Origin of the sequence: Mesorhizobium sp. C416B (assembly GCF_030323165.1) — a bacterium.
Classification (GTDB): domain Bacteria; phylum Pseudomonadota; class Alphaproteobacteria; order Rhizobiales; family Rhizobiaceae; genus Mesorhizobium.
Map to the genome: position 1 here is coordinate 3529822 of NZ_CP100471.1, position 24413 is coordinate 3554234.

General features: G+C 63.7%; 28 protein-coding genes, 1 tRNA gene and 1 pseudogene. 13 read left to right on the forward strand and 17 right to left on the reverse strand.

Annotation, left to right across the window (positions count from 1 at the left end):
• Positions 1-64: 64 nt before the first annotated feature.
• The 7 genes from ureG to ureC all read right to left on the reverse strand — a co-directional run bounded on the left by ureG (position 65) and on the right by ureC (position 5472).
• Complete coding sequence (gene ureG, locus NLY43_RS17070; protein ID WP_023671240.1) at positions 65-697, reverse strand: urease accessory protein UreG; 633 nt, start codon at positions 695-697, stop codon at positions 65-67.
• Between the two features lie 13 nt (positions 698-710).
• Positions 711-1151 carry a DUF3995 domain-containing protein gene (locus NLY43_RS17075; RefSeq protein WP_023683597.1) on the reverse strand — a complete coding sequence of 147 codons (441 nt, stop codon included), beginning with the start codon at positions 1149-1151 and terminating at the stop codon, positions 711-713.
• Complete coding sequence (locus tag NLY43_RS17080) at positions 1148-1834, reverse strand: urease accessory protein UreF (protein ID WP_023689159.1); 687 nt, start codon at positions 1832-1834, stop codon at positions 1148-1150. Before NLY43_RS17080 ends, NLY43_RS17075 begins: the two co-directional genes overlap by 4 nt.
• Positions 1827-2429, reverse strand: a complete 603-nt coding sequence (ureE, locus tag NLY43_RS17085) for an urease accessory protein UreE (protein WP_023689158.1) — start codon at positions 2427-2429, stop codon at positions 1827-1829. The genes NLY43_RS17080 and ureE overlap by 8 nt, the downstream gene beginning before the upstream one ends.
• A complete protein-coding gene (locus tag NLY43_RS17090; protein WP_023711373.1) occupies positions 2426-3031 on the reverse strand; it encodes a glutathione S-transferase family protein in 606 nt (201 codons plus the stop codon). The genes ureE and NLY43_RS17090 overlap by 4 nt, the downstream gene beginning before the upstream one ends.
• Before the next feature lie 42 nt (positions 3032-3073).
• Complete coding sequence (locus tag NLY43_RS17095; protein ID WP_023689157.1) at positions 3074-3667, reverse strand: hypothetical protein; 594 nt, start codon at positions 3665-3667, stop codon at positions 3074-3076.
• A 92-nt stretch (positions 3668-3759) separates the two neighbouring features.
• Complete coding sequence (gene ureC, locus NLY43_RS17100) at positions 3760-5472, reverse strand: urease subunit alpha (RefSeq protein WP_027049153.1); 1713 nt, start codon at positions 5470-5472, stop codon at positions 3760-3762.
• Between the two features lie 179 nt (positions 5473-5651).
• Here ureC and NLY43_RS17105 point away from each other — a divergent pair, with 179 nt between their 5' ends.
• Both NLY43_RS17105 and NLY43_RS17110 read left to right on the forward strand, forming a co-directional pair.
• The gene (locus NLY43_RS17105; protein WP_023671233.1) at positions 5652-6014 is read left to right on the forward strand and encodes a hypothetical protein; all 363 of its coding nucleotides are present in this window, start codon (positions 5652-5654) and stop codon (positions 6012-6014) included.
• A 123-nt stretch (positions 6015-6137) separates the two neighbouring features.
• The gene (locus NLY43_RS17110) at positions 6138-6635 is read left to right on the forward strand and encodes a hypothetical protein (RefSeq protein ID WP_023671232.1); all 498 of its coding nucleotides are present in this window, start codon (positions 6138-6140) and stop codon (positions 6633-6635) included.
• A gap of 26 nt (positions 6636-6661) precedes the next feature.
• Here the strand turns inward: NLY43_RS17110 and NLY43_RS17115 are convergent, their stop codons facing one another.
• From NLY43_RS17115 to NLY43_RS17135, 5 genes are read right to left on the reverse strand one after another with little or no spacing between them, the layout of a single operon-like run.
• Complete coding sequence (locus NLY43_RS17115; protein ID WP_023671231.1) at positions 6662-6967, reverse strand: urease subunit beta; 306 nt, start codon at positions 6965-6967, stop codon at positions 6662-6664.
• Positions 6968-6975: 8 nt separating this feature from the next.
• Positions 6976-7569: a HupE/UreJ family protein gene (locus NLY43_RS17120; protein ID WP_023711375.1), complete on the reverse strand. Its 594-nt coding sequence runs from the start codon at positions 7567-7569 to the stop codon at positions 6976-6978.
• A gap of 29 nt (positions 7570-7598) precedes the next feature.
• Complete coding sequence (locus NLY43_RS17125) at positions 7599-7853, reverse strand: DUF1272 domain-containing protein (protein ID WP_023671229.1); 255 nt, start codon at positions 7851-7853, stop codon at positions 7599-7601.
• 10 nt (positions 7854-7863) lie between these two features.
• Entirely contained in the window at positions 7864-8166 is a 303-nt protein-coding gene (locus NLY43_RS17130; RefSeq protein WP_023671228.1) for an urease subunit gamma, read from the reverse strand.
• 30 nt (positions 8167-8196) lie between these two features.
• Positions 8197-9018 carry an urease accessory protein UreD gene (locus NLY43_RS17135; protein ID WP_084561135.1) on the reverse strand — a complete coding sequence of 274 codons (822 nt, stop codon included), beginning with the start codon at positions 9016-9018 and terminating at the stop codon, positions 8197-8199.
• 235 nt (positions 9019-9253) lie between these two features.
• Between NLY43_RS17135 and NLY43_RS17140 the strand changes: the two genes are divergently transcribed.
• From NLY43_RS17140 to NLY43_RS17150, 3 genes are all read left to right on the forward strand, one after another.
• On the forward strand, positions 9254-9508 hold the full coding sequence (locus tag NLY43_RS17140) for an acyl carrier protein (protein ID WP_023671226.1): 255 nt from the start codon (positions 9254-9256) through the stop codon (positions 9506-9508).
• 5 nt (positions 9509-9513) lie between these two features.
• Positions 9514-10722 carry a beta-ketoacyl-[acyl-carrier-protein] synthase family protein gene (locus tag NLY43_RS17145; protein WP_023683604.1) on the forward strand — a complete coding sequence of 403 codons (1209 nt, stop codon included), beginning with the start codon at positions 9514-9516 and terminating at the stop codon, positions 10720-10722.
• 154 nt (positions 10723-10876) lie between these two features.
• Positions 10877-11581 carry a glutathione S-transferase family protein gene (locus tag NLY43_RS17150; protein ID WP_023711377.1) on the forward strand — a complete coding sequence of 235 codons (705 nt, stop codon included), beginning with the start codon at positions 10877-10879 and terminating at the stop codon, positions 11579-11581.
• 25 nt (positions 11582-11606) lie between these two features.
• On the opposite strand, the gene NLY43_RS17155 is transcribed toward NLY43_RS17150, so the two are convergent.
• The 4 genes from NLY43_RS17155 to NLY43_RS17170 form a co-directional block, all read right to left on the reverse strand.
• Positions 11607-11978 (reverse strand): hypothetical protein, encoded by a 372-nt coding sequence (locus NLY43_RS17155; protein ID WP_023711378.1) that lies wholly within the window; start codon positions 11976-11978, stop codon positions 11607-11609.
• Positions 11979-12063: 85 nt separating this feature from the next.
• Positions 12064-12684 (reverse strand): nucleoside triphosphate hydrolase, encoded by a 621-nt coding sequence (locus NLY43_RS17160; RefSeq protein WP_023689152.1) that lies wholly within the window; start codon positions 12682-12684, stop codon positions 12064-12066.
• 269 nt (positions 12685-12953) lie between these two features.
• A complete protein-coding gene (locus tag NLY43_RS17165; RefSeq protein ID WP_023711379.1) occupies positions 12954-14045 on the reverse strand; it encodes a hypothetical protein in 1092 nt (363 codons plus the stop codon).
• Positions 14046-14281: 236 nt separating this feature from the next.
• On the reverse strand, positions 14282-16093 hold the full coding sequence (locus NLY43_RS17170) for a methyl-accepting chemotaxis protein (RefSeq protein ID WP_023711380.1): 1812 nt from the start codon (positions 16091-16093) through the stop codon (positions 14282-14284).
• 266 nt (positions 16094-16359) lie between these two features.
• Between NLY43_RS17170 and NLY43_RS17175 the strand changes: the two genes are divergently transcribed.
• The 3 genes from NLY43_RS17175 to NLY43_RS17185 all read left to right on the forward strand — a co-directional run bounded on the left by NLY43_RS17175 (position 16360) and on the right by NLY43_RS17185 (position 18893).
• On the forward strand, positions 16360-17328 hold the full coding sequence (locus tag NLY43_RS17175; RefSeq protein WP_023711381.1) for a D-alanyl-D-alanine carboxypeptidase family protein: 969 nt from the start codon (positions 16360-16362) through the stop codon (positions 17326-17328).
• Positions 17329-17745: 417 nt separating this feature from the next.
• Positions 17746-18654 carry a DUF1003 domain-containing protein gene (locus NLY43_RS17180; protein ID WP_023723419.1) on the forward strand — a complete coding sequence of 303 codons (909 nt, stop codon included), beginning with the start codon at positions 17746-17748 and terminating at the stop codon, positions 18652-18654.
• 162 nt (positions 18655-18816) lie between these two features.
• Positions 18817-18893: transfer RNA gene (locus NLY43_RS17185), tRNA-Arg, on the forward strand.
• 38 nt (positions 18894-18931) lie between these two features.
• Here the strand turns inward: NLY43_RS17185 and NLY43_RS17190 are convergent.
• Positions 18932-20120, reverse strand: a pseudogene (locus NLY43_RS17190) (helix-turn-helix domain-containing protein).
• Positions 20121-20452: 332 nt separating this feature from the next.
• On the opposite strand from NLY43_RS17190, the gene NLY43_RS17195 reads away from it, so the two are divergent.
• The 5 genes from NLY43_RS17195 (at position 20453) to NLY43_RS17215 (ending at position 24409) form a co-directional block, all read left to right on the forward strand.
• Complete coding sequence (locus tag NLY43_RS17195; protein WP_023689148.1) at positions 20453-20719, forward strand: acylphosphatase; 267 nt, start codon at positions 20453-20455, stop codon at positions 20717-20719.
• A 157-nt stretch (positions 20720-20876) separates the two neighbouring features.
• Positions 20877-21530 (forward strand): Rieske 2Fe-2S domain-containing protein, encoded by a 654-nt coding sequence (locus tag NLY43_RS17200; RefSeq protein WP_023689147.1) that lies wholly within the window; start codon positions 20877-20879, stop codon positions 21528-21530.
• Positions 21527-22372: an aromatic ring-hydroxylating oxygenase subunit alpha gene (locus NLY43_RS17205; protein ID WP_023689146.1), complete on the forward strand. Its 846-nt coding sequence runs from the start codon at positions 21527-21529 to the stop codon at positions 22370-22372. Before NLY43_RS17200 ends, NLY43_RS17205 begins: the two co-directional genes overlap by 4 nt.
• A complete protein-coding gene (locus tag NLY43_RS17210; protein WP_023689145.1) occupies positions 22369-23028 on the forward strand; it encodes a glutathione S-transferase family protein in 660 nt (219 codons plus the stop codon). Before NLY43_RS17205 ends, NLY43_RS17210 begins: the two co-directional genes overlap by 4 nt.
• A gap of 1 nt (position 23029) precedes the next feature.
• Positions 23030-24409 carry an amidohydrolase gene (locus NLY43_RS17215; protein WP_023700478.1) on the forward strand — a complete coding sequence of 460 codons (1380 nt, stop codon included), beginning with the start codon at positions 23030-23032 and terminating at the stop codon, positions 24407-24409.
• Positions 24410-24413 lie beyond the last annotated feature (4 nt).

Here is a 24413-nt window from a genome sequence, read left to right on the forward strand (position 1 = left end):
AAAAATCCTCCATTTCCCCGAGAATGCCGCGCCCAATGCCGACCAGCAACCGGTAAGTACTGGGTCAGGCCGCCGAGCGGGCCGACTGCAGCCCGCCATGTTCGACGATGAAGTCGATGACTTCCTGCAGTCCCTTGCCGCGCGATAGATCGGTGAAGCCGAACGGGCGCTTGCCCCGCATTCGGGCGGCGTCGCTCTCCATGACATCGAGGTTGACGTTTACATAGGGCGCCAGATCGCTCTTGTTGATGACCAGGAAATCGGAACGGGTGATCGCCGGCCCGCCCTTCCTGGGGATTTCCTCGCCCTGGCAAACCGAGATGACATAGAGGGTCAGGTCGGCAAGGTCCGGCGAGAAGGTGGCGGCAAGATTGTCGCCGCCGGATTCGATGAAGACGATGTCGAGATCGGGGAATTTCCTGTTCAGCCCGGCGATCGCCTGCAAATTGATCGAGGCGTCCTCACGGATGGCGGTGTGCGGGCAGCCGCCGGTCTCCACGCCGACGATGCGGTCCTCAGGCAGCGCCTGCAGGCGAGCCAGCATCATGGCGTCTTCCTTGGTGTAGATGTCGTTGGTGACGACGGCGATGGAGAAATCGTCGCGCAGCGCCTTGCAGAGCTTTTCCGTCAATGTCGTCTTGCCGGAGCCGACGGGACCGCCGATGCCGATGCGCAGGGGACCGTTGGCCTGAGTCATAGCGAAAAATCCGTCATGCCGAAAATTCCGTGATGGCGAGGATGGCGAAGCTGAGCCCGATCAACAGGCAGAGCGGCGAATAGAAGCTGACATCGAGCCGCGCAAAAGGCTGTTCCGGCGCAAGACGGCGCCACCACGGCGTGAAGCCGGCAATGCCGCGGCCGAGGAAGACCAGCCCTATGAGCAGCGCTGTGGCGGCAAGGCCTTCCCTTGGAAAGGGGGTGGCGAAGACCCCGGTCAGCGCCAGCGGCCACAGGGTTGCGAGGCACAGGCACGCGGCAACGGCGAGACAGGCAAACGGCGTCGGCATCTCGTCGACGCCGCGAAAGCCGACGACGGCGTGGGCGCAGGAGACGCCGTCCCTGCCCGGCCAGATGCCGCCAAGGCCCCAATAGACATGCAGCGCGGTGATCAGCAGCAGGACGGCCGAGAGGGCGAAGGCGAGGACGATCATGAGCGGAACAGCCTGGAATACTGCGTCTCGTGCTTCATCGCCATGATGTCGGAGATGAAGGCGCAGCCGCCGAGATCGTCCAATGTCGAGCCGGCGGCGCGCGCGGCCGTCGACAGCGCCAACGGCTCGAAGCCGGCGAGCAAGGCCATAGCGTCCGTCTGGCCGACGATTCCGAGTCGGATCGCCGCCTGGACGAGGTTGGAGAAGAAGGCCTGCAGGAAGGCCGACATCGCGTCCTGAAGCGCGATGCCGTTGCCGCCGGCAACGGCGCCGACGGCGACACAGTAGGCGCATTCGGCCGGCAGGCGGCCCAATACCGGATTCGCCCACGCCGCTGCCGCTTTCAGGAAGGCGGCGCCTTGCAGCATGGTTTCGGTGTGGCGCTCACGCGAGCCGGCCAGCGCTTCGGCGAGATCGGCAATTTCATGGAGGTCGCCTTCATGGAGGTCGCCGCCGTCGCGGGCGCGGCGCCAGCTTTCCGCGAAGAGCACGGCGTCGTTCCAGCCCGAGCCCATCTCGACCAGCGTCTCCAGCCAGAAGGCGAGGCTGGCGGTATCGGCAACCAGCCCGTCTTGCCCGGCGCGTTCGAGACCATGGCTGTAGGCAAAGCCGCCGACCGGAAAGGCCGGCGACAGCCACGCCATGAGCCGCAGCAAAGCGATGCCGGACGGCTGGTCAGTCATGATCGTGATGATGCCCGTCATGGGAATGGCTGTGCGAATGCGACTCGCTGTGTGCGTGGGAACGTCCATCATGGGAATGCGCTTCGGCGTGCGCATGCGCATGGCCATGATCATGACCATGCGCACCTTGGGCGGAATAGGCGCCGCGCACCGGCTTGAACGGTTCGGAGACTTCGCGCACCGTGGCGCCCAGCCCTTCCAGCATAGCCTTGATAACATGGTCGCGCAAAATCAGGATGCGGCTGGGCTCAATCGCAGCCGCCAGATGCCGGTTGCCGATATGCCAGGCGAGTTCGGTCAGATGCACGGCGTGGCGGGCGCGGATGTCGTAGACCTCTTCGGGTGCCGCGGTGATCTCGACCTGGCCGCCATCCTCCAGCACCAGCCGGTCGCCATCGTTCAAGGTCACGGGTTCGGGCAGGTCGACCAGCACCTTGCTGCCGTCGGCAAGCTCGATGGCGCGGCGGCGCAAATGACGCTCGTCATGGGGCAGGACGGCACGGCCGGATGGCGGCGTAGTTCCGGCAGTGCCGGCAGGCACCACCGAGACGGCCCGGGGGAACTTGGTGAAGTCGGTGTTCAGGTTGAGTTTCATCGCATGGCTCCACCGTTAGCCTGGGCTCTCGCACGGGCAGGCCGCGCCAGGACGCGGTCGAAATACGCGTTGACGCGCTCGGATTCGATCGGAAATTTTCCGGCGCGGGCCCAGCCGCCCATGTCGCCCAACAGCACGTCGACGGCGGAAAACCGGTCGCCCAGCGCAAACTCCCGATCCCCCAGCCGGCCGTCGAGCGCCTTGGCCGCCGAGGCGAAATCGTAGGCGGCGGCGGGGCCGACATCGACCCGCACGTCCTTCGGCAACAGGAAGCGGTGGCGCAGCTTGTTCCACAGCGGCGCTTCGAACTCGGACTGGGCAAAATGCATCCAGGAATCCATTTCGGCGCGTCCGGCCACACCTGGATTGGCGCCCATGCCTTTGTCGGCGTGCTTGTCGGCGAGATAGACGCAGATTGCCGCCGAATCAGTCACCGTCAGTTCGCCATCGATCAGGATCGGCACCTTGCCCGACGGGTTGAGCGCATAGGCTTCGGGCGAACGCAATTTGACCTCGACGAATTCATAGGGCTGCCCGAGTTCCTCGAGCATCCACAGAACGCGGCTGACGCGGGATCCACGCGATCCGATGGCCTTGTACATGGTTGAACCCTCTTTCCTGCGACCCTAAACCATAGCCACTGTTCAGACGATGGTGTCGAAGAGCCGCAGGATGAACGATATCTGATAGATCAGCGTGCCGGCGACGAAGGCGATGTGGAAGCGGCGGTCACGCACCAGTATGGCGGCGATGCACAACACCACGAAAACCGGCGTTCGGAACAGATATTCATTGCCGTAGCGGGCGAAATGCTCGGGACCCTTCAGCAGCGTGTCGACGACGTCGAGCAGATAGGTCGTCGCCAGCAGGCCGAAGAACCAGCCACGGCGTGAATAGAAGAAATCCTCGTAGCTGGTGTAGTCGAGCATCGAATCCGGAAACAGCAGCGCGCACAGCAGGAACAGCGTGATGGCGTAGAAGATCAGGAACAGGTACTTGCCGAAAGTCCAGACCTCTATGGTGTAGAGGCCGAACTCCCACCACCAGAAGTGCACCAGCAGCAACAGCATGGAGGCGACCCAGCCGAGGTGCACGGGATAGAGCCTGTACTGGCCGGGATGCTGGACGATGCGCGCCACCCCCGACAGCAGGCGAGCGACGCCAAGTCCGATCACCATGCCCATGACGATGCGGATATGCGGGAAGATATCGTGGGCGGAGGCTATTTCGGTGGCCATGACCTGCTACGCGGTTTCTTTGAGCCGCATATTGCGGCGGCACCGACCGGCTCGCAACGGAATTTGCCGGGTCGATCAAATCGCCCCTCGCCTCAAAACAGGAAATACCGCTGCGCCATCGGCAGCACGGTTGCCGGCTCGCAAGTCAAGAGTTCGCCATCGGCGCGAACCTCATAGGTTTCGGGATCGACCTCGATATGCGGCGTGGCGTCGTTGAGGATCATCGAGTGCTTGCCGATGCCGCCGCGGGTATTTTCGACCGCGACGAACTGCTTGTCGACGCCGAGCCTGCCATGCAGGCCGGACTCCAGCGCCGCCTTCGAAACGAAGGTCACCGACGAGTTGGTCCTGGCCTTGCCATAGGCGCCGAACATCGGGCGGTAGTGCATCGGCTGCGGTGTCGGGATAGAGGCGTTTGGGTCGCCCATCGGGGCTGCGGCTATCATGCCGCCGATCAGCACCATGTCGGGCTTGACGCCGAAGAAGGCTGGGTTCCACAGCACCAGATCGGCGCGCTTGCCGACCGCGATCGAACCGATGTCCCTGGAAAGGCCATGCGCGATTGCCGGGTTGATGGTGTATTTGGCGATGTAGCGGCGGACGCGGAAATTGTCGTTGTTGCCGGTCTCCTGCGGCAATGACCCGCGCTGGCGCTTCATCTTGTCGGCGGTCTGCCAGGTGCGGATCGCCACCTCGCCGACGCGGCCCATTGCCTGCGAGTCCGACGAGATGATCGAGAAGGCGCCGATGTCATGCAGAATGTCTTCCGCCGCGATGGTTTCCTTGCGGATGCGGCTTTCGGCAAAGGCGATGTCTTCGGGGATCGACGGCGACAGATGATGGCAGACCATCAGCATGTCGAGATGCTCGGCCAGCGTGTTGACGGTGTAGGGCCGGGTCGGGTTGGTCGAGGACGGGATGACGTTGGGCAGGCCGCAAACCTTGATGATGTCAGGCGCATGGCCGCCGCCGGCACCCTCGGTGTGGAAGGCGTGGATGGTGCGGCCCTTGATGGCGGCGACGGTGTTCTCGACGAAGCCGGATTCGTTCAGCGTGTCGGTGTGGATCATCACCTGCACGTCGTAATCGTCGGCAACCGACAGGCAGCAGTCGATGGCCGCCGGCGTCGTGCCCCAGTCCTCGTGCAGCTTCAGCGAGCAGGCGCCGCCCAGCACCATTTCCTCGAGCGCTGCCGGCAGCGAGGCGTTGCCCTTGCCGGACAGGCCGATGTTCATCGGGAAAGCGTCGAAGGACTGGATCATGCGCGCCATGTGCCAGGGTCCAGGCGTGCAGGTGGTGGCCAGCGTGCCATGCGCCGGGCCGGTGCCGCCGCCGAGCATGGTGGTGATGCCCGACATCAGCGCTTCGTCGATCTGCTGCGGGCAGATGAAGTGGATGTGCGCGTCGAAGCCGCCGGCGGTCAGGATCTTGCCCTCGCCCGCGATGATCTCTGTACCGGGGCCGATGACGATGGTGACGCCGTCCTGCGTGTCGGGATTGCCGGCCTTGCCGATCGCCGCGATGCGGCCGTCCCTGAGACCGATGTCGGCCTTGAAGATGCCGGCCGTGGCATCGACCACCAGCGCGTTGGTGATGACCGTGTCGACCGCGCCGCCGGCGCGCGACACCTGGCTCTGGCCCATGCCGTCGCGGATGACCTTGCCGCCGCCGAATTTCACCTCCTCGCCATGGACGGTGAGGTCCTTTTCGACCTCGATAAACAGCTCGGTGTCGGCCAGGCGCACTCTGTCGCCGACCGTCGGGCCATACATCTGCGCGTAGGCGGCGCGGGTAATTCTAGCCATCAGTCAATGCTCCCCAAACGAGAGGCCGGCCGCAGCCGAACTCCACATCGTCGCCATCCAATGGTCATGCAATGACCCGCCCGGCGACACCTTCTGATCCCATTTGGCCGTTGAGGTGGTCGTGCCACCCCAAACCGCCCGTTTGCCAAACCCTTGGCCAAATCGATGAAGGAAAATACATGCGCAAAATCATCGTTCTTGCAGCCGCCGCCACGCTGGCCTCCGCAACTGTAGCCGGCGCCCAGCAGCAGCCCACGCCGCAACCGAAGCCGGCGGCGCCCAGCGCTCAGCCGGCGGCGCCGGCGATCCAGAAGGTCAACATCGTCGATATCAGCGAATTGCCCAAGGCCACCCAGACGCAGGTCAATCAGGTGATCGCCCAGCGTGGCGATGCCGGGCTGCAGAAACTGCGCTCTTCGATCGACGCGACGCCGCAGATCAAGTCGGCGCTCGAAGCCAAGGGGCTCACCTCGGCACAGGTGGTCGCCGCCAGCATGACCACCGATGGCGCGCTGACCCTTGTCACCAAGAAGGCAAGCTGAAAGAAGCGCTTGGCGGGCCGGCACCCGGCCCGCCAGCCCACAGGGAACCTTCGCCCGACAGGAGGCGTTTCGTCCCTTTGGCGCCGAACGGCGTTGCACAGAAAAGTCCACCAGGAGCGAGCAATGCCTGTCTTTGCCGACACCAGATGGCTCCAGAGCCTTGCTGCCTGCGCATTTCTCGCAGCTTTCGGCCCGCAAGCCGCGCAAGGTCTTGAAAGCGCTGACGCCGTCAACCGGGCCGACACCGTCAACAGGATCGTCGGCTCCGATGTCCGGCAGGAGGAGGCGCGGACGGAACCACAGACCAACAAGATCATCACCGCGATCGAGCGGACGCGTGAGAACATCGGCGCCGTGCGCAAGACGTCCAAGCTCGATACAGTAGATATCGTCTTCCTCACCGACGCGGCGCGCAGCGAAGGCGGCCCGCCGCCGGCCGTCGAGAGCAAGGTCGAACAGCATCAGGACGACATTGCGGAACTGCGCAAGGAGATCGACGCCAACGCCTTGCTGTTCAACGCCATCGATTCGCGGCGCGTGCTTACGGAAGACGTCCTTGCGGTGGAATTCGACGGCTCGGCAAGAATCGTCATCTACGCGGCGGCCAGGCCGTCGAACTGACCTCAGGGCGCTCGACCCCGTCGATCTCACAGCCTGCCCATGATCTTCTGCTGAAAACCGTAGACCTCGCGTTTTCCTCCGAACGGCACCAGCGTGACGTCCCGCTCTTGTCCCGGTTCGAAGCGCATCGCGGTGCCGGCGGCAATGTCCAGACGCATGCCGCGCGCTTTGTCGCGGTCGAATTTCAACCCCTCATTGGTCTCGAAGAAATGGTAGTGGCTGCCGACCTGGATCGGCCGGTCGCCGCTGTTGGCGACCTTCAGCGTCACCGTCGGCAGCCCCTTGTTGAGCTCGATGTCGCCGCTTGCGGTGATGATTTCGCCGGGAATCATCGTTAGCCTCACAAAACGCCGAAGACCAGGCCGCCGCCGACTGCAGCACAAGCGGCGCCAGCGGCGCGGGCAAGCCCGCGAAAGCGCATGCCGAGGCCAAGGCCGGCAGCGATGCCCATGGCATGGAGAAGTGCGGTGGCAACGGCAAAGCCGGCCAGATAGTCAAGCCCACCTGCATTTTCCGGCACTTCGGTGCCGTGGGCATGGCCATGGAACAGCGCGAACAGGCCGATGATGGCGACTCCGGCCGAGACCGGCAGATCGACCGCCAACGCCACCAGCAAGCCAAGCGCGACGACGGAGGCAAGGATGCCCGGTTCGACGAAAGGCACCGGCACGTGGAGCATGCCGAGCGCGCCGCCGACCAGCATGACGCCGACAAAGGCCAGCGGCCAGGCCCAGATTGCCTTGCCGCCCTTGAGCGCCGCCCACAGGCCGACGGCTACCATGACGGTCATATGGTCGAGGCCGGACAGCGGATGCGCGAAGCCCGCCGCGAAGGACGAGGTCGTGCCGATGCCGACATGGGCATAGGCGGGCATCGCCGCCGCCAGCAGCAGGATCGCTGCAAGCGTGGTGCGTTTGGTTGAAGCAGAGATCATCGGTCTTCCCTTCGAAGTCACGAAAACAATCACGCAGCCTTGCGCGGGCCGCAGCCCTCGGCCTTGAGCACGCGTTGGGTCGAGGCCGGATATTTCACCAGTTTCTCCACTGGGCGGATCGGGCGTGCGGAAAAATTGCCGCCGCAGTTCGGGCAGACGCCGCCCAGCACATGTTCAGCGCAGTCAGCGCAGAAGGTGCATTCAAAGGTGCAGATCAGCGCGTCCGCCGCTTCCGGCGGCAGGTCCTTGTCGCAGCATTCGCAATTCGGTCGCAGCTCCAGCATCGTTTTCTCCTCACCTGATCGGTTCGTGAACGGTCACCAGCTTGGTGCCGTCGGGAAAGGTCGCCTCGACCTGCACGTCGTGGATCATCTCGGCGATGCCTTCCATCACCTGCGCGCGGGTGATGACATGGGCGCCGGCCTCCATCAGTTCGGCGACCGGGCGGCCGTCGCGGGCGCCCTCGACGACGAAATCGGTGATCAGCGCGATCGCTTCGGGGTGATTGAGCTTGACGCCGCGTTCCAGCCGCTTGCGCGCCACGATCGCCGCCATGGCGATGAGCAGCTTGTCCTTTTCACGCGGCGTCAGGTTCATGCGCTTTCCTGGATTTGGCCTGTATTTGGCTCAGAGTGACCATAATTTGGGCAGACCCGCCCGCCCGTTGAGCAGTTCGACGAGCGGAACCAGCCGCTTGCGCAGCTGATAGCCGTCCTCGGCAAACAGCCTCGCAAGAAGCTTGCCAGATTTTTTGACGCTCCAGGCGCTGGCATCGCCGTCGGCGCCGACGATGTCGCGGGCCGGATCGAGCAAGGCTTCGGCCTGCGGCGAGACCATCAGCAGCGTCGCAGCGGCAATGGCGCCGCCGGCGACCGCCGGGCGGCCAAGTGCCGCCGCGATAGCCGGCCCGATGCGGGAATCCTCGGCATGAACGAGCGCACCATCCTGGCGGACACGCCAACGGTCGTGGAAATGGCCGTGCGCGGCCTCTTCGCCCATGGCGAGGCGGCCGAATATGGTGGCTTCAAGCAGCAATGCCTCGGCGCCTGCGGCAAGCTCGACCTCGAGCGTGCGGGCAAAGGCCGAGCGGTCGAAGACGATGGTTTCCTGGGGCAGCCAGGCGATACGCCCGCCCGCGCCGACGCTGAGCTTCACCCGAACTTCGGCGCGGTCGCTAGCGGCACGATAGATCTTTTCGCAGGCCTGGGTGGTTATCGAGGCGGAGGCACCTGGCCCGACATCGATTTCCCAGCCGAGCCGATCGCCGCCGGTCAGACCGCCGGCGGTGTTGATGAGCACGGCTTCGAGCGGATCGGCCGCAACGGCCGGCATGCGGATTTTGGCCGAGCCGTCCTGATAGAGGCGCAAAAGCCGGGTGCGTCCATCCCTGACGCCGCACGCAAGCCGGGCCGCCCCGGCCGCGCGCTGGGCCGGAAGAGCTGAGATCAAGACATGCTGCAACGTATCCACGGCGCTAACGTTAAGCACTCCCGGCGCTTTGTCGATATGGTGCTTGTTGATATAGCTTGTTGCTTGACAGCGTTTCCGTTTCTATAGAGGGAGCCTCTTTGGAACGGTCATGCTGCGCCTGGCAGGTTTTTGAAGGCGACGGCGATTTCAGTCCAGGCAACAGGGGCGCCAACCAATCGGCACCGCGGCGTTATAAAATTGGGGAAGGAATCGAATGGCTGACGAGCTGGCAACGGAAATCATCGCCAAGATCAGGGCACATGCGGAGCCCGGTGGCGAAGAGATCACCACCAATACGGAATTGACCGCGCTTGGCATCCATTCCCTGGAACTGACCGAGATCATCTTCGATCTCGAGGAGCAGTACGGCATCGAGATCGAGATGAACACGGTCGATGCCTGGAGCAATCTCAAGAATGTCGGCGATATGGTTGAGGCTGTTCGCGCGCTGATTGCGAAAAAAGCCTGAGCTGAATGCAAAAGCGCGTCGTCATTACCGGCATCGGTGGCATATGCGGGCTCGGCGCCAATGCGCCTGCAATCTGGAACGAGATGCGGGCCGGCCGATCGGCCATCGGTCAAATCAGCAATCCCGGTTTGCATGATTTGAAGGTCAAGGTCGGCTGCGAAATCAAGACGCTGCCCGACCATGGCATCAGCCACAAGCAGACCGTGTCGATGGACCGCTTCAGCCTTTTGGCGACGATTGCCGCGCGCGAAGCCATGCAGCATGCCGGCCTGACATCGAATGAAGCAACCACCTACCGGATGGGCGCGGTTGTCGGCGTCGGCGTCTGCGGCTGGGAGGCGATCGAGGAGAACTATCGCGCCATCCTGGTCGACGGCAAGAACCGGGCCGGCATCTTCACCGTGCCGAAAGTGATGCCGAGTGCGGCATCCGGCCATGTCAGCATGAATCTCGGCCTGCGCGGGCCGGTGTTCGGCGTCACTTCGGCCTGCTCCTCGTCCAATCACGCCTTTGCCTCGGCGGTCGACCAGATCCGGCTCGGCCGCGCCGATGTCATGGTCGCCGGCGGCACCGACGCGCCGCTGCTCTGGGGCATCCTGAAAGGCTGGGAAGCCCTGCGGGTGCTGGCGCCCGATACCTGCCGGCCGTTCTCAGCCGATCGCCAGGGCCTGTCGCTCGGCGAAGGTGCTGGAATGGCGGTGCTGGAAACGTATGAACACGCCATGGCGCGCGGCGCTACCATTCTGGCCGAATTTGCCGGAGCCGGCCTTTCCGCCGACGCTTCCGATATCGTCGCGCCGACTGTCGAGGGACCGACGGCGGCGATGCGCGCCTGCCTGGCGGACGCCGGGCTCAATCCCGAGGACGTCGACTATCTCAACGCCCACGGCACCGGCACCAAGGCCAACGACCAGATCGAGACGGCGGCAATCAAGCGCGTCTTCGGCGACCATGCCTATAAGCTGTCGGTGTCGTCGACCAAGTCGATGCATGCCCATTGCCTCGGCGCCTCGGGCGGCCTGGAAATGATCGCCTGCGTGATGGCGATCCGCGAAGGCATCGTGCCGCCGACGGCCAATTTCCGGCAGGCCGACCCCGACTGCGATCTCGACATCACGCCGAATGTGGCGCGCGAGCGCAAGGTGCGCGCGGCGATCAGCAACGGTTTTGCCTTTGGCGGCACCAATGCCGTGGTCGCGTTCAAGGCGGTCTGACGGCAAGCGACTGGCCCCTGAGCGACTGGGCCTGAATGACTGCGAAGACGGTGTCTGCACCGTCGACCGGTTGATCAGCAAAGACGCCGAGGATAATCCTTCGCAACACGCCAGATGGCGCGATACCGCGCCAAATTCCCGACCGGAGCTTTCGATGACCGACCTGTCCGCCTTTCCGATCACCAAGCGCTGGCCGGCCAGCCACCCCGACCGCCTGCAGCTCTATTCCGCGACGACGCCGAATGGCGTGAAAGTCTCGATCGCGCTGGAAGAACTCGGCCTGCCCTACGAGGCGCATCTGGTGGATATCGGCAAGGACCAGAGCTGGACGCAGGAATTCCTGTCGCTGAACCCGAACGGCAAGATACCCGCGATCATCGACCCCGACGGTCCGGGCGGCAAGCCGCTCGGCCTGTTCGAATCCGGCGCCATCCTGCTCTACCTCACCGACAAGACCGGCAAGCTGATCCCGGTCGATCCGGCGCGGCGCTACGAGACCATCCAATGGGTGTTCTTCCAGATGGCGGCGATCGGGCCGATTTTCGGACAGGTCGGGTTTTTCAACAAATTCGCCGGACGCGAGATCGCCGACAAGCGGCCGCTGGATCGCTACCGCAATGAATCGCGGCGGCTGATCGGGGTGCTGGAGACGCGGCTGAAGGGTCGAACCTGGATCATGGACGACGACTATACCATCGCCGACATTTCGATGCTGGGCTGGGTGCGTAATCTGATCGGCTTCTACGAGGCGCGCGAACTCGTCGGCTTCGACGACTTCCCCACCGTCGCGGCATGGCTGGAGCGCGGGCTGGCGCGGCCCGCGGTGCAGCGCGGCCTGACCATTCCCGCCAGGAATTAACCTCGGCCGGCCGAAGCAACCAGGTCTATTTCGCCTTGGCCTTGCTTTTCGAGCCGCCCTTGCCGATGACGGACGCAGCGAGCGACGCGGCGCCCCTGGCTGTCGCCGCCACCGCACCAGCGGCGACATTGGCGGTCGCCTTGACCGTGCGCATGGCCCCGCCGGCCATCGAGCCGCGGCTTGCCGGCTTCTTGGGTTTGGCGGTTTTCACCGCCACCTTCGCCGTCGCGACCGGTTCTACCTTCTTTGGCGCCGCTTTGCCGAAAGCCGGCTTTGCGTCCTTGGACCGCTCGGCGATCGCCGGGCCGGCGCCTGCCTTGGCCTGCGTGGCCTTTGCCTGCCTGGCTTTGGGTTGAGCGGTCTTGCTCTTGGCGGGTGTTTTTGCCTTGGTTGCCATCTGACGGTTCCCTCACGGCGGCACGATTGCCGATGAGAGATAACGACCTGAAAGTCTTAAGGTTCCCGTTCCGAAGTCCAGCGAACTATGCGGGATCGCCAACAACCAGGTCGGCGGACCTGCGACGGCCGAGCACGCGATCGATGTTGGGCATGTCGTTGGAAGCGATCCAGGCGCGGGCGTCTTCGTCGGAGCGGCCATGCTCGTGCCAGCGCACCAGAAGGCGGCGCTCGAGTTCGGCCCGCGGCACATCGACAAAGATGGTGAAGTCGAACAGCGGCGCCAGCCGCGACCACGGCTCCTCGTCAAGCAGGAGGTAATTGCCTTCGACCAGGATGAACTTGGTCTCGGCGGCAACGATGGAGGCGGCGGCGCGCGACAATTCCATGCTGCGGTCGAACACCGGAATGGCGATGTCTGGCTCGCCCGAACGGATGCGCTTCAACAGCGTCTCGAAGCCGGCGAAGTCGAAAGTCTCCGGCGCGCCCTTTCTTGGCCGCAGGCCGCGCTGGTCGAGCACGATGTCGTCATAGTGGAAGCCGTCCATCGGCACGACTTCAGCCGCGCCCTCCGGCAGCAGATCATGCAGCCCGGCCGAGAGCGTCGACTTGCCGGCGCCGGGCGGGCCGGCAATGGCGACGATGAAGCGTTTCGCCTTGCCGGCGCGCTTGAAGATGGTGGCGGCGAGATGGGCGATTTCGGACATTGGGCGCTTCCAGCTATGCTTTGCATCTTGTCGGCAGTTTGAGGAAATTTCAAACCGCGATTTGGGCAATCTCACGACATCCGCCACGTCAGCGCCGCCCCTCGTCGCCCTGCCGGTGTCCAGCCGATAGATGGGTAACACTTCTCCCCCTATGCGTCCGCCGCAGCGCCAAGCAGATTGGTTGGCGCGGCGGTGCGGCGGACAAGCTCCATGTGCCGTGTGTCGAGGATGCCGGCAGGCAGGTGAGGGGCAGGGCCAGCGTTCGAAAATCAGCCGGGCTGGCCGATCCGCAGGAAATCGCTGTCGAACCTGACATCGCGGGTCGAACCATCGGCTCCGGTGAGACGCATGTGACCTGAGGCTGTCCCGATATCGCGCGGCGGCTCGCCGTTTGCCTGCGGCAGCGCGCCGATGACATGGCGGAAGGAGACTTCGCCGCCGAGGGTAAAAGCGGTCGCGACCCCTTCGCGCTTCAGCCAATTGTCGTCGATCGATGCGGCATGGCCGATGGCGGCGCGGCCGTCCTCGATGCCGAGCACGCCGCGATGGCGGCTGCTCCACGGCGCGTAATCGCGGCCGCCATTGCTGAACCACAGCATGGTGACCGGAAGCTCCGCCGGGTTCTTCAGCACCAGCACCAGATCCTGTTCGGCCCGGCGCGCCAGCGCCGTCCAGCCCGGACCGTCATGATCGGCTTCGACCAGGGTGATGAAATCCTCGCGCTCATCCTCCATGCGGTAGTCGGTGAGATCGAGCGTGCCGCCGCCAGTGGCTGGAAAGCGCGTCAGATCGGTCGAGCGGGCGGGATAGGAAAGCTTGAAGCGACCGCGGGCCGGATCGGGCTCCAGCGGTGCGTCCAGTGTCCCGGCAAAGCGCTTCGGCGAGAAGGCGAGCCGGCCGCCATCGCGCATCGCCGCCATCGGATGGTGGGCGGCGGAGACCGCGCCGGAACCGCCGGAAAAGACATGCTCCTGATAGAGAAAGGGATGACTGTTGCGGAGCGTGAAGATCTTGTCGACCGTCGCGCCCATCACCGTGCGGCGCAACCGGAAGACGGCCCGCCAGCCGTCGGATGTCGCTTCGCTGGCGGTGACATCCCAGGCGCTGTTGGCCGGCCAGCCATGCAGCGGTGCGGCCTCGATGTCGCTGGCCGAAAACGGCGCGCAGAGGAAATCGCCCGACAGCCGCACCGTGCCTTCGGGCAGGTCCGGCGACAGCGCCTCGCCGGCATCGACCCAAGGCGCGCGGTGCAGCGGTTTCAGCTGGCGGCCATCGCTTTCGACTGTCATGTCGGCGATGTGCCCGACGGTGAGGTCGAGCGTGACCGAGATGCCATTTGCCTTGATCGTGACCTTATCCATCCGCGCACCTGCTGATTCTGATGGCAGCGAACAAACCCGCTCCGTGACGGATGCGCAAGCACAGCGACCGGCATTTTGCATCAGGGCGATTTTTACCCTCCCCCTTGTGGGGAGGGTCGGCGAGCGATCGGAGCGAAGCGGAGATCGATCGACGGGGTGGGGGTAGCGCCCTACGAGGACCCCCACCCCGATCCGCTACGCGGATCGACCCTCCCCACATGGGGGAGGGTGGGCGCCTACTGCCGCTTATACTCGCGCACCGGCGACTTGGTGCCGTCGGTGTAGGTGACCTGCACCGCCATCGACGTCACGTTGTCGGCGACCTTGAAGTAAGGCTGGTAGTCATAAGGAATGGCGTACGGGTCCTTCTTGTCGCAAGGCGGCAGCTTGATCTCCTTATCGAGCGCCGTGCCGTTCAGGCTGTAGCGCACCTCCTTGATGCCGCAGCGGAACGACAGCATCTGCGAGAAGTAGACCAGGCCGTGATTGCCGCTGGCGTCGAAGGCGATCCACGACGTCCAGAACTGGTCGAGGATCTGTTTGTTGCCCTGCTGGAGAGCCGCGTCCGGATCGAAACTTATGTTGAACGGCCCGGTCTCGCGGCCCCGGAGATCGAGATATTTAACTCCGATGGTGGTGGCCGTGGTGCTGTCGGGCAATTCGAAACTCGGATTGGGCATCGGCTTGCCGGTGCGCTGGTCGTTCATCGCCATCAGCCCGGTATCGGTGAACGGACCAGACTCGCCCATGCGCCAGGAAATGCCGGTCGCCGCCTCAGGCAGCGAGATGGAGATCGTCCAGCCGGCATTGGAGCGCATCGGCGTCAGCGTCGGGGCAAAGCGGGCGGGATCGAGCACGTCGCCAAGGGCAGTCAATCGGGTGCGGCTGCGGTCGAGCCAGTCGGCGAGCTGCGTCTGGTCGACGAAATATTTGAGCAGCCCGCCTTCCTTTTCATAGGAGACGAACCTGGTCAGCGCCTCGGCCTCGCTGCGCTTGTCGGACAGCGACTGGACGCCGAGGCGATCCTCGGAAAACTCCTGCGCGAGCAGGTAATAGGCCGGTGCGAAATCAGGATTGGCCGCGATGAAGGCGTTGAGCTTGTCGAGACGTTGGGCATCGTCGAACTGCAGGATATGGACCAGCTTGATCGACAGCGCCTTGGCCTTGTCGGCCAGGGCGCCGAACACTTCGCGGGCGCCGGCCTTGCCGTCCTGCACGCGCAGCAGGGTGGCGAACCGTGTGTAGGGATCGACGGCGTCGACGTCGAAACCGGCGAAAGCGAGATAGGAGCGCCGCGCATTCAGCATGTCGCCGGAAAGCTCGTAGACGCGGGCATTGTGATAGAATTCGTCCGGCCGCTTCGGCCCGGCGATCGTCCCGCCCTGCGCGGCCAATGCGGCAAAGCCCTTCGCGATGGTGTCGATCGAGGCGGCGATCTGCTCGGTGGTCGCCTGAAGCTTATCCGCCTGCTCGGCCTGTTTCTGCTGGCCGGCAGCGAGCGTTTCGGTCGTCTGCTTGACCGCCTCTACCGACTTTTGCGTCTGCGCGCCCTGCTCAGCCTGCTGCTGCTGGGTCGACGCAATTTCCTCGGTCTTCTTCGCCACCGCGTCGGTCGATTGCTTGACCTGGTCGACCGCCAGCTTCGTCTCGGTTACCGTTTGCTCGATCCTGGCCACCCTGGCCGAGACGATGCCCATCTGCTGCTGCAACTGGGCGATGGCCGGCACCAGGCCGGCGATCACACCGTTCTGCGAATTGGTCTGCTGCTGCAGGCCATAGACGCCGCCGGCGGCGGCGGCAGCGCTGGTGGCAAAGATCAGCGCCGGCAGCGCCTTGGCGGCCAGCACCAGCCGCAGAACGATGGCAATGGCGATGATGGCGGCGGCAACCGAAGCGACCAGCGCGATATAGGCGGCGAACGGCGCCAGCGGATTGAGGATGTCGGAAGCAGCGCCGCCGATGAAAGCGACGCTGCCGGCCCATTTGCCGGTGCGGCTGAGCGAAGCCCTGATAAGAGTTGGCGCAGCCGCGCCGATGTCACCGGTCATTGTCAAATCCCCAAGCAATTGCCGCCTCTATAGCAGCACCGCGACCCCGCAGGCAAAACAGGACAGGAAGCAGGCGATTTCGGGGCGGGTGGGCGGATGTCGAGGTTGCCGTTTCAGCGCCGATGGTTGGCGAAGCCGAAGCGACATCTGATCTCCCCCCTTGCGGGGGAGATTGGCAGCGTCATCGGCAGCTCCGCCGTTAACCAAATGGACGAACACAATGGGTTAGGCTAGGTTCCGGCCCTCTCAGCAACGCCGGACTTGCCTTGCCAAACTTCCATTTCCCCTCCCTCATACAAAAATTCGTCGCGGCCTTGCTGCTGCTCGTCTTCGTTGCCGGCTGCAGCACCACCGCGCCGCCCGACAGCGTGCTGGCGGTGCCGGCGCCACAGGAGAAATATGCCGCCATCGTAATCGATGCCGGCAGTGGCAAGACGCTGTTCGAAGTCAGTTCGAGGGCGCAACGCTATCCGGCGTCGCTGACCAAGATGATGACGCTGTACCTGCTGTTCGAGGCGCTGGAGTCCGGCCGCGTCTCGAAGGAAACGCAGATCCCGGTCTCCGACAATGCCGCCCGGCAGCCGCCGACCAAATTGCGCTTCAAGCGCGGCGAGAGCATCGATGTCGATTCGGCGATCCGGGCGATCGTGGTCAAGTCGGCCAATGACGTGGCGGTGGCGGTGGGCGAATATCTCGGCGGCTCGGAGGACCAGTTCGCCGCCATGATGACGTCCAAGGCGCGCCAGATCGGCATGAGCAGCACCGTCTTCCGCAATGCCTCCGGCCTGCCCGACGATGGCCAGCACACATCGGCGCGCGACATGGCGACGCTCGGCATGGCGCTGCGCGCCCGCTTCCCGCAGCAGTTCCACTATTTCTCCGAAAGCGACTTCATGTTCCGCGGCCGGCTGGTGCGCGGCCACAACGACATGCTCGGCCGGGTGCGCGGCGTCGACGGCATCAAGACCGGCTATATCAGGGCATCCGGTTACAATATCGTCACGTCCTACAATGCCGACGGCCGGCATCTGATCGTGGTGGTGATGGGCGCCGACAGCGCTAGGCAGCGCAACGACCATGTCGAAGCGCTGATCCAGCGCAGTCTGTCGCCCGCCATGGCCGATACGAAGACGCGGCTGATGTTTGCGGGAGATCAGCCGGCCGCGTCGCCCAGCCTGCCGCCGCCTGGTTTGCCGGCGCAGGGGTCGCAGTTGCCTGGTTTACCGCCGCAATAGAACCCGTCGTTGGGTGGAGGAACTCTGAAACGCCGGCGGGACAGCGCCCCCCTCTGTCCTGCCGGCCATCTCCCCCTCAAGTGGGAGATTAGTAGCTTCGGCGTCTCGCCTCTTTTTCGTGTTTGGCAAAGCCATGGCGACATCTGATCTCCCCCCTTGAGGGGGAGATGTCCGGCAGGACAGAGGGGGGTCGTGAAGGATCGCTGCCTCATCTTAACTCTGCAGCAGGCGCAACAGCACTTCGGCGGTCTGGTTGCCGAGCAGCAGGCGAGCGAGGCCCCGGGGGGCTGCGCCGCCACAGGCAATTGCAGCAGGCATTCATCACAAGCGCTTGCACAAGCCCCCAATCTTCACCGCCACAGTGGCTATGGCGTGCCGGCTTGGCGTATCGTGGGCGCGACAGCAGGAGCCGGCATCATGAGCCCAAAACCATCCGAACAGGCCGCCAATGAAAACGACAGCGGCGGCGAGTATTTCGAGGCGCCGCCCATCGGCGATCATGACGCCGAACTGGTTGCCGACGAGGCGCTGGAAGCGCCCGATGTGCCGGACTCCGAACCCCATGGCCGCCTGAAGCCGAAGCGAAAACCGTCGGCGATATCAGGTAGAAAGTTTCGCAAGCGTGACCTGGTGCGCATCGACGACCTCAGGCCGAGCCTGGCCGACCGCATCCGCTCCGATCATCCCGACCTGCCGCGCGGCGCCCGCATCAGCCGGGAGGAGCTCGGCCGTTACCGCATGCGCTACATGGAGGAGCTGCTGCAGCAGGAGCATGGCGAATTCTCCGAGCTCGACCGCCAGGTGGTCGAATCGATCGCCAGGCAGGACACGATTTCGGAAAACTCGGAAGAGGAGTTCGAGGAGCACCGCTCGTTCGCCGACCGCGTCTCCGACAACATGGCGGCTTTCGGCGGCAGCTGGTGGTTCCTGATCTCGTTCGGCAGCGTGCTTGCGGTGTGGATCGGCATCAATTTGATCGCGGGCGTGAGCAGCGCCTTCGACCCCTACCCCTTCATCCTGCTCAACCTGCTGCTCTCCTGTATCGCCGCCATCCAGGCGCCGATCATCATGATGAGCCAGAGACGGACGGAGGCCAAGGACCGCCTGCGCTCGTTCAACGACTACCGGGTGAACCTGAAAGCCGAGCTGGAAGTGCGCCATTTGCACGAAAAGCTCGACTATCTGATCTCGCGCCAATGGACGCGGCTGGCCGAAATGCAGCAGATGCAGCTGGATGCGATGCACGAACTGACCGGCGCGAAGAAGGCGAAGCGGGCGCCGCGCAGGGTGCGCAGGCGGGTGGCGAAGGTGGAGGTGGCGGGGTGAGTCCCGGGCTGAGGCTGCAAGGCGGACGCGAAGTTGCCGAGCCGCGCGACGTGGCTTCGAAAATATCGCCACGCCAATTGCCCGTTGAAGCCCGCGCCGGCTTCCGCTAAGAAGCCGTGGCTGGCCGGCCTATCGGCTGGTTCGTTTTCAGGTTCCCTGAAGGCACCCGTAGCTCAGCTGGATAGAGCGCTGCCCTCCGAAGGCAGAGGTCACAGGTTCGAATCCTGTCGGGTGCGCCAGCTTACCGAGGGTCCATTCCGGACACATAGGTTACGGTTTATATCGGAGACATGGGTAACACTTTTGGCCCGAAGGGGTTTTGGAGTGGTTCGAGCCTGCATGTCTCATCATCGAAGTAGCCCAAATCATAATCCATGAAGGAAGCCAGCCAGATATGGTCCTCGACCTGTTTGATGCCGACGGTCTGGCCGGCAAAGACGAGGCTGAGGTTGATCTTCTTGCGATTGTAGCAGATGCGGCCGCAGGTGGTGACGGTGACGGCCTTGTCGTGAAACGGATAATCGAGATCCGGCAGGCCGGCAATAGATGCGCGGTGACGGCGTGTAGCGCTCGGCTGGACAGGCCATGTCGAGCGCCTGATGTGGGCGTTCTGAGTTGAACTCATTGATGAAGTCATCGAACCTGGCCTGCTGCTGCAGGAAATTGGCGCCAGCCGGTTTGGTGGTTTCCTTCTTGAGAGTCAGGTGCATGCGCTCATGGCGCCCGTTCTGCTGCGGACAGCCCGGCTGGATGCGCTCGATGTCGATGCCCAGGCGCAGCCACCAGACCGACAGTTTGCTGAGATTGAACAGCGCGTTTGGGCTGGCAAAGGGAACGCCGTTGTCGGTCCTGATGGCGCTGGGCAGGCCGAACTCTTTGAAAACGCTCTCGAACACCGTGAAGGCATAGGCTTCCTTGGTAGTCGACAACGCCTCGCAGGCGATGAGATAGCGGCTGGCGAAGTCGGTGATCGTCAGCGGGTAGCAATAGCGCCGATCGGCGAGCATGAACTCGCCTTTGTAGTCGGCACACCACAGATCGTTGGGCCGATAGCCGTTTGAAAGTGGTGTTCCCATCGCCCTGTTGCGCCTTCGCTTGCGGCGCTCGACCAGGCCATGGCGGTCGAGAACCGCATGCACCGTCGAGATCGCAGGCCGGTGAACGTCAGGATACAGCCGGGCCAACCGTTCGCGTATCTTTGGCGCACCCCAGGTCGGCTTGTCTTGCTTGAGGCGCACAATCAGCTTCTCGATTTGAAACGGAAGCTGATTGGCGTGGCGGTAGGGTCGGCGTGATCGATCCGTCAGCCCCTCAAGGCCACTGTCATTGTAGCGTGTGAGGATCTTGTAGCCGGTCTTGCGCGAGATATCGAACTCACGGCAAAGCACCGCCATCTTCTCGCCGTCCAGCAGCCGGGCAATGAACTTCAGCCGCTCTTCCATGACGTTACACTCCTTCCAAGGCACCTTGCTCTCCTTGCAAAGGGCCGAAAGTGTAACCCATGTCTCCGGAATGAACTGTCACCCATCTCTCGGGAAGGGCAGATGCATTACAATAGCTTGGATAACCCTAAAGAGCGTCGCGCTGAACGGATTCATGCGACCGCTTGAAGTCTTTGTTTAATGCATGTCGTTGTCCCACAACCTCGGCACTTCTGGGCGACATGCATGAGTGCCCGGGTCTAGGCACGGGCGATCAGTCGATATTCGGTGTTATTGGCGCGTCGATTACCACTTCCGCCCGTTCAGTCAGACGCTATGCTGCTGACCGTGACACCAAGGCGCGCGTTCCGTTCGTGATGAAGCAAAGTCAACACCGCTTGCATGAGCGGATGACCATTCGCGGCCACCTCGAACCCGCGTCCTTCCTGCCCTGGATCATGCGCCATGCGGCCAAGCTCGGTCTCGCGCACCACATCGCTCATGCAAGCACCGATCGCATCGAACTCGATATTGCCGGTGCGGCGGAACTGATCGACATGATGGAGATGGGATGTTCGCTTGGGCCCATTGAAGTCTGGGTCGAGACGATCGACCGCGCGCCTGTCGAGCAAAAAAACATATAGCTTTGCGTGTGGTTACCCTCCGTTTGCACTTAATTTAATCAATATTGCAATTGCGAAATAATTATGCATACGTCAGCCGCATCGAGCGGTTCGCCAACTCCTTGCGCCGGCATCTCTCTGGTCGGGAAACAGTAGTATCAGTACGGAAAGTAAGGTCATGCTGTCCGACAAGACGGACACCTGGGTGCCGGTCGCCCTTTCCCAGGATCTGCCAACAGGACAGGTAATGCCGGGGCGGACGCCCGCCGGTCCCATTGCCCTCTGGCGAAGCCAATCGGGGCGCTTGGCGGCATCGGCGGATCGCTGTCCGCATCGCGGCATGCGCCTCTCCCATGGCTTCGTGCGCGGCGAGGCGCTCTCCTGCATCTATCACGGCTGGACCTATTCGCAGGCCGGTCAGTGCCTGCGCATTCCTGCCCATCCCAGCCTCACGCCGCCGGAGACGATTCGCGTTGCGACCCGGTTGGTCGAAGAGGCGGGCGGGATCATCTGGGTCGCTGATGGAGAGCCTGACGGCAAGCCACCCCTTTTTGAGGGTTACGTCCCGCTCCGTTCATTGACGGCCCGCGCCGGATGTTCGGCACTCTCGGTCGCTGCCGGTACGAAGGCCACCGTTGAAGGATACGTCTGGCAGGCGCCCGGCGCGCCGGCAATCCGCCTGGTGCCTATCCCGCAGGAAGCCGGCGAGACGCTGATCCACGTCCTTGTTCCAGCCGATTGCGATGCGTCCGAGCGCATCGCCGCCTCGCGAGCCGCCGAGAGCCTTCGGCGCATGGCCGAAGGGATCGAGGCGAAAGGGGCTGTGCCATGATCGACGATGCGATGCGCGACGAATGGTATCCGGTCGGGCTTTTCAGCCGGCTCGACCGCTATGGGCGCGAGACCACCCTGATGGACGAGCCGATCAAGGTTGCGCTCGACGCCGATGGCGCGGCGAAAGTGACAGGCGAAAACGGGCGCGTGCTGCCGGTTTCGGTGCGCTATGGCCATATCTGGTCGTCGCTCGGCGAACCGAAGAAACCGGTCTTCCCAATTCCCGAGGCAGACCAGCCCGGGCGCCGCTTCGTCGATGTCGGCGTGGTGCGGGTGCGCTGCTCGCCGCTCCGCGCCGTCGAGAACTTCCTCGACATCGCACACTTCCCCTTCGTCCATACCGACATCCTCGGCTCGGAGCCGCATACCGAGGTCGAAAACTACAAGGTCGAGATCCGCGAGGAAGAGGACGAGGTCTGGGCGACCCAGGTGAAGTTCTACCAGCCGCAGGCGGCGAAATCCGCGAGCGGAGGTATCACGACGGAATACATGTACCGCGTGCCGGCTCCGACCTGCTCAGTCCTCTACAAGACCTGCCCGCCGCGCCCGGGCGAATGGGATGTCATTACGCTATTCGTCCAACCGCTTGCCGAGGATCTCTGCGACGTCTGGCCGTGGATGGCGCTTTTCGATGACGAGACGCCACAGACCGACCTCATCCATTTCCAGCAGACGATTTTCCTGCAGGACCGCTCGATCCTCGAAAACCAGATCCCGCGTCTTCTGCCGCTCGATCCCGGCATGGAAATCCCGACGCGCGCCGACCTGACCTCGGTCGCCTATCGCCGCTGGCTGAAGCGCCACAATTATACCTACGGCGCGCAATTGGTGGCACAGTGAAGCTTTACGACTACATCCTCTCCCCAAGTTGCTACAAGGTGCGCCTGATGGCGACGCTGTCAGGTGTGAAGCTCGAAATCCGCCCGGTCGACTTCCATCCCGGCGCCGAGCATCGTGGCCCCGAGCTTATGGCGCTTAATCCGGGAGGCTCCATCCCGATCCTTGAAGACGGCGACCTGATCCTGACCGAGTCTTCCGCCATGCTTGGCTATCTCGCCGCGAAGGCAGCACCGGCCTGGCTCGGCAGCGGCGCCCCCGAGGAGACGGCGCGCATCCAGCAATGGCTTTCCTTCTCGCACAGGCTGACCGCCAACCTCGGCGGCGCGCGCCTGCATGAGATGCTGCTGCGCCCCGGTGACATCGGTGCGCTTCAGGCCAATGGCATAGCGGCACTACGTGAGCTGGAAGCCGGCCTCTTCGAACAAAAAATGCGTGGCGACCGGTTTCTCGCTTCCGACCGGCCGACGATTGCCGACATTGCTTGCTTTCCCTATGTCGCGCTCGCGCCCGACGGCGGCGTTTCCCTCGATTCGTATCCCACGATCCGGCTCTGGTCGCGAGCGCTCCGCAGCCTCGACAATTTCATCGAGATGCCCGGTATCCACCGGCTGCACGAGTTGAAGCCCGAACCGCGACCCATGCTGGACGAGGCGTGAGGTGACCGGCTATCTCCTGAAGAATTGCGCAGCGGTCATCACCGACGAGGGCAGGGGTCCGAGCGTCCGGCGCAATGTCGATGTGCTGACGAATGGCCCGCAGATCGAGGCAATCGGGCAAGGCCTGCACAGAAGCGAGTTGCCGGCCGGTACTATCGTGCAGGACGCCGACGGCTGGTTCGTCTATCCCGGCCTCGTCAACACGCACCATCACTTCTTTCAGTGCTTTGTGCGCAACCGTGCCGAACTCGACTGGACGAAGCTGTCGGTCATCGAATGGCTCGACCGGATCTATCCGATCTTCTCCCGGCTCAACGAGGATTGTTTCTACCACGCCTCGATCACGGCGATGGCAGAGATGATAAAGCACGGTTGCACGACGGCCTTCGACCACCAGTACAATTTTCCGCGCCATGCCGGAAAACGGCTCATCGACCGGCAGTTCGAAGCGGCCGATCTTCTCGGCATGCGTTTCCATGCCGGCCGCGGCGGCAACACGCTGCCAAAATCGGAAGGCTCGACCATTCCAGACGAGATGCTGGAGACCACGGACGAATTCATTGCCGACTGCGCACGCCTCATCGACACTTATCACGACACCAGTCCCTTCAGCATGCGTCAGGTCGTGGTCGCTCCCTGCCAGCCGGTCAACTGCTACCGCGAGACCTTCGTGGAATCGGTTTCGCTGGCGCGTGATCGCGGGGTGCGGATGCACACCCATGTCGGCGAGGGCGAAAGCCCGATCATCGAGGCCCGCCATGGCATGCGTACGGTGGACTATCTCGAGGACCTCGGATTTGCCGGCCGAGACACTTTCTATGCCCATTGCTGGGAGCTGACGCATGACGAACTGCGGCTGATGGCGGCGAGCGGCACCGGTGTCTCGCATTGCCCGGAGCCGGTCTATCTGGTGGGTGCGGAGGTGACTGATATTCCCGCCATGTCCGCCTTTGGCCTGCGCGTCGGTCTCGGCTGCGACGGTGCTGCCTCGAACGACAACTCCAACCTCATGCACTGCATCCATTCCGCCTACATGCTGCAATGCCTGGCGGCCTCGACGCGCGCTCATCCCGTGCCTGCGCCGGTCGATTTCCTCGGCTATGCGACAACGGGCGGGGCCGCGCTTCTGGGCCGCAATGACATCGGCCGACTGTCGCCCGGCATGGGCGCCGACCTCTTCGCGATCGACACGCGCCGCATGGATTATGTCGGCACGCGCCACGATCCATTGAGCCTGATCGCCAAGGTCGGTATCGGCATGCCCACCGACATGACCATGATCAACGGCCGCATCGTCTGGGAGAAGGGTGCGTTTACCGGGCTGAACGAGGCCCGGCTTGCTGCGGACGCGGAAGCCGCCTTTGCCGCGGTGGAATTCTAACAAC

Coding starts and splice junctions, on each gene's coding strand:
- ureG (WP_023671240.1), bottom strand. CDS start 697: ATGACTCAGGCCAACGGTCCCCTGCGCATCGGCATCGGCGGTCCCGTC.
- NLY43_RS17075 (WP_023683597.1), bottom strand. CDS start 1,151: ATGATCGTCCTCGCCTTCGCCCTCTCGGCCGTCCTGCTGCTGATCACC.
- NLY43_RS17080 (WP_023689159.1), bottom strand. CDS start 1,834: ATGACTGACCAGCCGTCCGGCATCGCTTTGCTGCGGCTCATGGCGTGG.
- ureE (WP_023689158.1), bottom strand. CDS start 2,429: ATGAAACTCAACCTGAACACCGACTTCACCAAGTTCCCCCGGGCCGTC.
- NLY43_RS17090 (WP_023711373.1), bottom strand. CDS start 3,031: ATGTACAAGGCCATCGGATCGCGTGGATCCCGCGTCAGCCGCGTTCTG.
- NLY43_RS17095 (WP_023689157.1), bottom strand. CDS start 3,667: ATGGCCACCGAAATAGCCTCCGCCCACGATATCTTCCCGCATATCCGC.
- ureC (WP_027049153.1), bottom strand. CDS start 5,472: ATGGCTAGAATTACCCGCGCCGCCTACGCGCAGATGTATGGCCCGACG.
- NLY43_RS17105 (WP_023671233.1), top strand. CDS start 5,652: ATGCGCAAAATCATCGTTCTTGCAGCCGCCGCCACGCTGGCCTCCGCA.
- NLY43_RS17110 (WP_023671232.1), top strand. CDS start 6,138: ATGCCTGTCTTTGCCGACACCAGATGGCTCCAGAGCCTTGCTGCCTGC.
- NLY43_RS17115 (WP_023671231.1), bottom strand. CDS start 6,967: ATGATTCCCGGCGAAATCATCACCGCAAGCGGCGACATCGAGCTCAAC.
- NLY43_RS17120 (WP_023711375.1), bottom strand. CDS start 7,569: ATGATCTCTGCTTCAACCAAACGCACCACGCTTGCAGCGATCCTGCTG.
- NLY43_RS17125 (WP_023671229.1), bottom strand. CDS start 7,853: ATGCTGGAGCTGCGACCGAATTGCGAATGCTGCGACAAGGACCTGCCG.
- NLY43_RS17130 (WP_023671228.1), bottom strand. CDS start 8,166: ATGAACCTGACGCCGCGTGAAAAGGACAAGCTGCTCATCGCCATGGCG.
- NLY43_RS17140 (WP_023671226.1), top strand. CDS start 9,254: ATGGCTGACGAGCTGGCAACGGAAATCATCGCCAAGATCAGGGCACAT.
- NLY43_RS17145 (WP_023683604.1), top strand. CDS start 9,514: ATGCAAAAGCGCGTCGTCATTACCGGCATCGGTGGCATATGCGGGCTC.
- NLY43_RS17150 (WP_023711377.1), top strand. CDS start 10,877: ATGACCGACCTGTCCGCCTTTCCGATCACCAAGCGCTGGCCGGCCAGC.
- NLY43_RS17155 (WP_023711378.1), bottom strand. CDS start 11,978: ATGGCAACCAAGGCAAAAACACCCGCCAAGAGCAAGACCGCTCAACCC.
- NLY43_RS17160 (WP_023689152.1), bottom strand. CDS start 12,684: ATGTCCGAAATCGCCCATCTCGCCGCCACCATCTTCAAGCGCGCCGGC.
- NLY43_RS17165 (WP_023711379.1), bottom strand. CDS start 14,045: ATGGATAAGGTCACGATCAAGGCAAATGGCATCTCGGTCACGCTCGAC.
- NLY43_RS17170 (WP_023711380.1), bottom strand. CDS start 16,093: ATGACCGGTGACATCGGCGCGGCTGCGCCAACTCTTATCAGGGCTTCG.
- NLY43_RS17180 (WP_023723419.1), top strand. CDS start 17,746: ATGAGCCCAAAACCATCCGAACAGGCCGCCAATGAAAACGACAGCGGC.
- NLY43_RS17195 (WP_023689148.1), top strand. CDS start 20,453: ATGAAGCAAAGTCAACACCGCTTGCATGAGCGGATGACCATTCGCGGC.
- NLY43_RS17200 (WP_023689147.1), top strand. CDS start 20,877: ATGCTGTCCGACAAGACGGACACCTGGGTGCCGGTCGCCCTTTCCCAG.
- NLY43_RS17205 (WP_023689146.1), top strand. CDS start 21,527: ATGATCGACGATGCGATGCGCGACGAATGGTATCCGGTCGGGCTTTTC.